This is a genomic window from Dictyobacter arantiisoli, from assembly GCF_008326305.1.
Lineage (GTDB): Bacteria > Chloroflexota > Ktedonobacteria > Ktedonobacterales > Ktedonobacteraceae > Dictyobacter > Dictyobacter arantiisoli.
Genome location: NZ_BIXY01000008.1, coordinates 50,717 through 59,821, shown reverse-complemented (window position 1 = coordinate 59,821; position 9,105 = coordinate 50,717). Strand labels below are relative to the sequence as shown.

2 protein-coding genes are annotated in these 9,105 nt (G+C 51.4%); both read right to left on the bottom strand.

The window, feature by feature from the left end; translation table 11 throughout:
- The coding region (locus tag F1593_RS04295; RefSeq protein ID WP_172631850.1) for a non-ribosomal peptide synthetase at nt 1-8,059 on the bottom strand (8,059 nt) is incomplete at its 3' end.
- 19 nt (nt 8,060-8,078) lie between these two features.
- A complete protein-coding gene (locus F1593_RS04290) occupies nt 8,079-9,104 on the bottom strand; it encodes a TauD/TfdA family dioxygenase (RefSeq protein ID WP_216368770.1) in 1,026 nt (341 codons plus the stop codon).
- Nucleotide 9,105: the final 1 nt, after the last annotated feature.

The window sequence follows — 9,105 nt, the reverse complement described above, 5'->3', positions numbered from 1 at the left end:
GCTGCGCAGCAAAGAGCCGGGTATGAGCTGGCTCGGTCACGATGCGCTCTACCCCGGCATCGGCAAGCATAAAATGCAAACGCTCGGTGGGATACATCGGATCGAGGGGCAGATACGCCCCGCCCGCTTTTAAAATCCCCAGCAGACCGACCAGTAGCTGCACAGAACGGTCCATACTTAACCCGACCAATTGATTGGGCTCAACTCCTTGCCGTCGCAGGGCATGCGCCAGCTGGTTCGCCCGGGCATTCAGTTGCGCATAGGTCAGGCTCTGTTGTTCATCACTCACCGCGATCGCCTGGGGATGCGTCCGGGCTTGCTGCTCAAAGCGCTGTACCAGGGTGTCCACTACAGGAAATTGCTGTTGCGGCTCATTCCAGTCAAACAACAGTTGTTGCCGCTCCTGCGAACTGAGGAAAGGTATCTCCTGGATCGGCCTCTCTGGCTGGATGGCAATGGCAGTCAGCAGGTACTGCCAGTGACCGATTAAGCGCTCGATGGTTTCGGGCTCAAACAGATCGGTATTGTATTCAAATTCGCACAAAAGATTCTGCGTCGTATCAACCACCGTCAGGCTAAGCTCAAATTTAGCGGTTTTGGCTTCACTACCGAGTAACTCAATCTCTAGTCCTGGCAGGGTCAGACTATTTTGTGCAACATGTTGTACGCCAAAGAGCACCTGGAACAACGGGGAACGGCTACGGTCCCGCTCTGGTTGCAAAACCTCCACCAGTTTTTCAAAGGGCACATCCTGCCTGGCATAAGCTTCCAGCACGACCTCTTTCACGCGACGCAAGACTTCACGGAAAGCGGGATTACCAGAGAGATCGCTGCGCAACACTAGCGTATTCACAAAGAAGCCAATCAAATCCTCAATCTGCTCCTGGGTACGATTAGCAATCGGCGTACCCACGCTGATATCGTCCTGTCCACTATAGTGGCTCAGCAAGACCTGCCAGGCAGCCAACAACGTCATAAACAGCGTGGTACCTTCGCGCTGTCCCAATTGCTTGATCGCCTGACTCAATTCACTGGACAGTTCGACGCGCCGACGTGCCCCATGATAGGTCTGAACAGCCGGGCGAGGATGGTCAGTCAGCAGCATCAGCGGCTCCGCGCCAGCTAATTGCTCTTTCCAGTAGGCTAATTGGGCGTCCAGGACCTCTCCCTGCAACCATTGCCGCTGCCACAGCGCATAATCAGCATATTGCAGCGGCAAGGCACTCAACGCGAAGGGCTTACCAGTAACAGCAGCTGTATAGAGTTGGCTGATCTCTTTAGTCAGGACACTAATCGACCAGCCATCCGCGATACTGTGATGGAGTGTCAACAGTAAAACCGCTTCCTGAGCAGAGATTTGCAGCAGGCGTGCACGGAATAACGGCCCTTGTTCCATATTGAAGGGTTGCTGCGCTTCCAGCTCGATGAAATGCTGCACCTGCTGCATATGCTCGACCGGCTCAAGCACAAAGGTAAAACTCTGGATTGGCTCAATCTGCTGGCGCACCTCCCCATGTATAAAGACAAAACGAGTACGCAAACTCTCATGGCGGAGCACAACTTCTCGCAGGCTTTGCTGTAACGCAGAAACATTCAATGCACCACGGAGATGCAAGGCTAACGGGATATTATAGGCAATATTCCCGGGCTCTAACTGCTCCAGGAACCACAGACGTTGCTGAGCAAATGAGAGCGGTGCCAGATCATGTGGAACAGCTTCAATCGCAGGTACAGCAACCTGGCGATTGTTCCTGTCTTGCAAATGCTGTGCGAGCAATGCAATCGTTGGTGCCTCAAACAGGACTCGCAAAGCAATATCCGTATTCATCAGAGTGCGAATACGCGAGATTAACCGGGTAGCCAGTAAGGAATGACCACCAATTTCAAAGAAATTATCGTGCATAGTAATCTGCTGGCGTCCAAGTACCTGCTGCCAGATCTCAAGCAACAGTTCCTGGAAAGGATTAGTGGGAGTTGAGAGCGATGCGACACTCGTGCCTGACTGAGTCTCCACTGAAGGGAGTGCACGTCGATCCACTTTGCCATTGGCGGTCAACGGAAGTCTTTCCATGAAGATGATATGCAAAGGAATCATATACTCAGGAAGTTTTGCGCGTAAAAAGATCTTCAGGTCAGCACTGGTAAGAGCAGTCCCCTCCGACAGGACCACATAGGCCACCAGGAATTTATCCTGCTCACGGGTCTGCACTACCACACAATGATCAGTGATTGCGGAATGGTGCGCCAGCACGGCTTCAACTTCACCAGGCTCAATACGAAAACCGCGAATCTTGACCTGGAAATCCCGGCGACCAACAAATTCCAGACGGCCATCTTCACGATAGCGCACCAGATCACCAGTGCGATACAGGCGTCCACCCGGCTCCTGCGCAAATGGATCTGGCAGAAAGCGCTCCGAGCTCAGTTCAGGATGATTGAGATAGCCACGTGCCAGTCCATCGCCACCAGTATACAGCTCCCCAATAATCCCCTGCGGCACCAATTGCATCTGTTCATCCAATACATAGACACGCGTATTTGCAATCGGATAGCCGATGAATACGGTCTCAACAGGCTCTTCGCCTGCTCGCATGGGATAACACGTCGTGAAGGTGGTATTCTCAGTCGGCCCATAGCCATTGATCACCACACTATCTGGAGCCTGACGCAACAGTTGTTTCACATGCGGAACCGAAAGCACATCCCCACCGGCCAGGACATATTTTACCTGCGACAATTCTTCCACATGCTCATCAACCATCTGATGGAACAGGCCAGCCGTCAACCAGAGGACAGTGATACGTTCTGTCAGCAGGATCTGCGCCAGTTCAGCCAGGGATGGTTGAGCCATGGGTAGCAGGACCAATTTTGCGCCATTCAGCAGACTTCCCCAGATCTCAAGCGTAGAGGCGTCAAAAGAATTTGAGGAGAGCTGTAAGAAGGTTTCCTGTGCACTAAAGGGCAGATAGTTTGTATTCTTCACCAGGCGTACCACACCACGATGTGCAACAGCCACGCCCCTGGGTGTTCCCGTCGAGCCAGATGTATAGACAACATAGGCCAGTTGCGTGGCCTCCACAGTAAGCTCTGGATTCTTGTTGCTATAGGCTGGCACCAGACACTCTTTTAGCGTCAACATGATCGGGGCCACAGCCAATTGAGCTGAGAAGTCTAAACCACTGGCTAGATCACGACTACAGAACACAATGTTTGCATGTGCATCCTCAAGGATTAGCGCAATCCGCTCTTGTGGATAGGCCGGATCTAAAGGCAGATAGGCCGCACCAGCCTTGAGGATTCCCAGCATGCCCACAATCAATGCTGGCGTGCGCTCAGTATATAAACCAACGAGATCTTCATTGCGAACCCCATGTGCGAGTAAAGCATGTGCAACCTGATTGGCTTGAGCATTGAGTTCTGCATATGTCAGTTCGACATCCTGCCATTTCAAGGCAATTGCCTGCGGATGAGCCTGCACCTGTTCGTTGAATACCTGCTGAATACTCACATCACGCGGATACGGTATGGTATGCCCACTCCATTCATCCAGGAGCACGCGCTGTTCCAGTTCAGACAGCAATGAGAGATCAGCAAGCTCAGCCGTCGGACTCGCAACGATTGAGGTTAATAAATTCAGCCAATGCTGTAGCAGCCGCTCAATAGTCTGATCTTTAAAGAGGTCGGTGTTATATTCAAACCAGCAGACAAGAGAAGCAGCATCCTGAAGCACAATCAAACTGAGATCAAACTTCGTCGTTTCATGCACCAGTTGAACCGTATTGACGGCCAGATCAAAGAGCTGTTCTCGCTCATCCTGCTGTACAGTTTGCAGACTAAAAAGAACCTGGAACAACGGTGAACGGCTGGGGTCCCGCTCTGGCTGCAAAACTTCAACCAGCTTCTCAAAAGGGACATCCTGATGGCTATAGGCGTCCAGCGCAACCTTACGTACACGCTGTAAAAGCTGCGGAAAAGTAGGATTGCCAGCCAGCTCTGTACGCATGACCAGTGTATTGACAAAAAAACCAAGCAATGCCTCAATCTCGGTCGAGGTACGATTGGCAATGGGTGTCCCCACACTGATATCTGTCTGTCCTGAATAGCGGCTCAACAGAACCTGGAAAGCCGCGAGCAGCGTCATAAACAGAGTTACCCCTTCACGCTGGCTGAGTTGTTCTAAGTTCTTTTGCAGCTCGCCAGGGATGACGATACGCTGGCGGGCACCTCGATAACTCTGTAGCGCAGGGCGGGCAAAATCAGTGGGTAACTCAAGTATAGGTGCGGAAGCAAGCTGCTGTTGCCAGTAGGCAAGCTGCCGATCAAGTACCTCACCCTGGAGCCAGTGACGTTGCCAGACCGCGAAATCCGCATATTGAATAGGGAGTTCGGCCAGCGGAGAAGCTATCCCCTGATGATAAGCATGATAGAGCTGATTCAATTCATCCAGAAAAACAGTGGTTGACCAGCCATCCCAGGCCAGATGGTGCACATTGATAAACAGGATATATTCCTGGGTCGCGCTATGAATGATCTGGCCGCGGAAAAGCAGATCCCGCTCAAGGTCAAACGGGAGCTGGATCTCAGCCTGTAAGTATTGCAACAGACGCGTCTCATCGCTGGCTTGGGCTTGCTCCACGCTCGTCAGATCTACATATTGCACCTGGAAGGCCGAGGATTCCTGCAAGATGGGCAGCGGTTGTCCTCCCTGATCAACAAAAATGGTACGCAGCACTTCATGGCGACGCACAATTTCCAGTAAACTCTGCTCCAACGCATTCACATCCACCACGCCATGCAGACGCAGTACCAGTGGAATGGTATACGCGGTACTCTCAGGCTCCAGCTGTTGCAGAAACCAGAGGCGCTGCTGGGAGAATGACAACAGTGTCTTTTCTTCTGCGGCAACCGGCATCAGTGGCTGGAGGACAGTACCATGGGTTTGGCGTAGTGCTCCCTCAACATACGGTGCTAACCGGGCAATGACAGGCTTATCGAAAAGCACATTCAACGTGATTTCAATTTTCAGCGCCGTACGCAGGCGAGCTACCAGCTGGGTCGCTAAGAGAGAATGGCCGCCAATCTCAAAAAAGTTATCATAGCGTGAAACGCGTGGTCGATGCAGCACCTTACACCAGATATCCGCAATCAATTGCTCAATCGGGGTACGTGGAGCGACATAGGCTTCCTGCTCCTGGCCCTCGACACTGCCGGGTACAGGCAAGGCATGACGATTAACCTTGCCATTTGAGGTCAACGGTAACGCATTCAACACAACAATATGTGTTGGCAACATATAAGATGGTAGTTGCTGCTGAAGAAATGCCTTCAACTCAGATATATTCAACTGCTCAGTCGCGCGCGCCACAATGTATGCGACCAATTGTTTATCGCCCGCCGTATCCTCACGTACAATCACTACATTCTCACGTACTGCTGGATAATGGCTGATGGCAACTTCAATTTCACCTAACTCGATACGAAAACCACGGATCTTCACCTGATGATCAAGACGACCAATATATTCAAGCACACCATCTACACGATAGCGTACGATATCACCGGTTTTATAGAGTCGCGTACCCGGCTGCTGGCTAAAAGCGTCAGGGATAAAACGTTCAGCCGTTAAAGCTGGCCGATTGAGATAGCCTCGCGCAACGCCATCACCACCAATATAAAGCTCACCAGGCATGCCAACCGGAACTGGCTGCAAGCGCTCATCTAAGACATACAATCGGGTATTGGCGATTGGCATGCCAATCGGAATTGATGAGGACAGATCAGCAGCTAGAGGGACATCATATATACAACAGCCAACCACTGTCTCGGTAGGTCCATACTCATTGATCAGGCGTGTCTGCGGGGCAAACTCGCGCCAGGGCGCTAGCTGCTCTTTGAGGAGAGCCTCACCACCAATCACCAGAGCCCGTGTGGATGCGGCGAATTCTTCGGGTTGCAGAACCTGATTCAACATCTCCAGGTGAGCCGGGGTAATTTTGATCAGGCTATAATTGTGTCCCTGCTTCATCGCCGTGGCCAGCGTTTCAATGTTTTGCGCTTCAGAAACCAGAGTTACACTACGTCCGCTCAATAACGGTAGGAAAAGGCTGGTAACCGTTAAATCAAAAGCCAGCGACGAATGGACCGGTGCACCACTCCCGGTATCAACCGCATAAAATTGCTGGGCCCAACTCAGATAATTGGTCAGGCCACGCAACGTAACCATGGCACCTTTAGGTTTACCTGTTGAACCGGATGTATAGATCACATACGCTAGATTGTCCGGCTGTGTCGCGACCGCCAGATTTTCGGTCGCACAGCCTGAGATTGCGCCCTGTTGCTCATCCAGGAGGAGTACAGGTGCCAGCTGTGGAAGTTGGGCGGCCAGGGTACTGGTGGTCAGCAACAATCCAGCCTGAGCATCCTCAATGATAAAGCGCAGGCGCTCCTCTGGATAGGAGAAATCAAGCGGGAGATACGCGGCACCAGCCTTCAGGATTGCCAGAATGCTGACCAGCATTTCGTTGCGCCGAGGCAGACAGATAGCGACCAATGTCTCCGCGCCAATACCTCGTTTCCGCAGAAAGGCTGCCAGCTGGTTGGCCTGCTCGTTTAGTGTGGCATAGGTTAATTGTCGCTCCTGATCCTGTACCGCCACTGCATTGGGAGTACGTTCAGCCTGCAATTCAAAGAGCCGGGCCACCCCGATTGCCTGGGGATAATCCCTGGCGGTAGCATTCCAGGTAGAAAAGAGCCGTTCTTGCTCATCCTGACTTACAATTGAGAGCAGACTAATGGAGGATTGGGGTGTTTGAAGTGCATGTTCAAGCAGGCTCAGATATTGGGCAGATAGCCGCACAATATCTGAATGGGTGAAAAGAGCAGCATCATAATGCCATTGCAATATCAGAGCACCTGCATTTTCCAGAACGGATAACTGAATTTTAGTTGGTATACTATAGACAATACATGTCCGTAAAGCAAAGGTAACCTCCACTCCACTCAGCACAGGCACCTGAGTACTGACCGCAAAACTAAACGGAAACCCGGCATCTGTATGCTCATCTTCAAAATAGTGCTGCATCTCTTCTGCTTCGCTACGCGAGGACTGAAGCAATTGGAGCACATCTAGAAAATTCTGGCGGTCATAGAGATGGGCTGCAAGCGGAACAAAGCGCGTGACAGGGCCCGCAACCTCGGTCAGTTCTTCATAGATTCGTCCATTCACTCCCAGGCCAAGCTGTACTTCACTTTTACCAGTCAAACGCCATAATAAGATGATCCAGGCGCTCAGCAGGCTATGCTCAACAGTACTCTGATTGAGGGCGGCAAAATGCTGGAGCCGGGTATAGACAGCCGACGATACGACATCCTGGCAGACCTGAGGAGATGAAACCGCGCTCACTCCGACTGGCTTGCGCTCCCCGGGTAGGGAAAGCTCAGCCAGATCAGCGACTGTACGTTTCTGCCAGTAACGCTTGCCCGCCTCACTCTCTTCTTCCTGCAACAGTTCATTCTGCCATTCAGAAACCTGTAGATACTGCACAATCTCCTCTTCTGCATCGCTGACTTTTTCGCCCGCAGCATGATAGGCCAGTGCCACGTCTTTAACGAAGAGCTGGAGCGTCGTCTGGTCTGCATGTAAAGCATGGAGCGTCATTATCAGGACAGATTTTTGCGGAGCGAAAGAGACAACATTGAAGTAGACCAATGGTCCTTGCTCCAGATCAACCACACGCTCACGTTCTTGCTGAAGCAGCGCGGCCAGTTCCAACTCCTGTACAGAAGTTGAGAGAGACGAAAGGTTAGTCGTTTCCCAACGATAGAGCGCCTGCTCATGGACAACCTGAATGGGCATGGATGTGCCAGGAAGCAATACAAAGGTTGTACGAAAGATCTCATGGCGCACCAGCATTTGTTCACAGGCAGCTTTGAGTTGCTCACTGACAATATTGCCAGTGAGATCAACAACAACCTGTGCATAAAACTGATCACGCCGGGATGAGAGCCAGAGAGAATGCTGTTGGGGAGAAAGGCGATAGCCTTCAATTGTCTCTTGCACGTGCTTTTTCCTCGCCAAACTATAAGTCATTTAAGCTCATCATGCCGCCCATGGCGACATAGAGCTTACGCGAACCTTTAAATGGATTGCGGGCATGCGCCATCAGCATGTTGTCTAACATAATGATGTCGCCCTGCTGCCAGGGAAAGCTCAATTCGTTCCGCTCATAGATAGAACAAATATGGGCCATAACGTCATCAGCAATCGGGCTACCATCGCCCAGATAACAACAACGTGGAAGATCATCTTCAGCAAAGAGTTCAAAGAGAGAAGCGCGCACATCTGGATCCAGGCAACTGGTATGCCAGTGGGTAGCCTGATTCCACCAGACTTTTTCCCCGGTCTGCGGATGCGTCAGGACGGCCGGGCGAATTTGAAAGGTCTTCAAACGATCATTGTCCTTCCATTCAAATTCGATGTGCTCACGGCGGCAATAGGCCTCAATATCGCGCTTCTCTGTAGTACGGAAAACAGTTTGCCAGTTTAAGCCCAGACCAGTACCATAGTTGCGCACATACATGACATTTTTACGCTCAAATTCCTCAACAATCGCAGGCTCAATCTGTTGATAAATCAATCGACTATCCGCTATCGGCGTCTCGCCCCCACGATCAGCTGGCCGTCCACAATAAAACCAGATCTTGACCGGCCAGGTGGCATTAAAGGAATTCTCGTTATGCCAGAGGAGCTTTTTCTCAGGAGGATAGAAAACAGGCGTATAGACGTTACCGCTAATCTCCTCGCGTGGATGCTCGCCATTCTCGCTATACAGGTCCTCGCAAAGAGTACTTGCGAACTCTTCAAAGACTAATGGACTCGCAATTTTAAAGCCACGGAAAAGGATTGCACCATGCCAGAGGAGTTGTTCCTCAAGCATAGCGGTATTATTTTTAGTCCAGGCGACCAGATCAACGCTATTTTCGACCGGTTTGATCACCAGGGGAGATAGACCTTCCCTGGCAGGAAGCGAGCCCAGATTGACCAGTTGCGCTGGCTGCGTTACAACTTTCGGCTTAATATTTTTAAACTTGTTCAAGGCACTCATA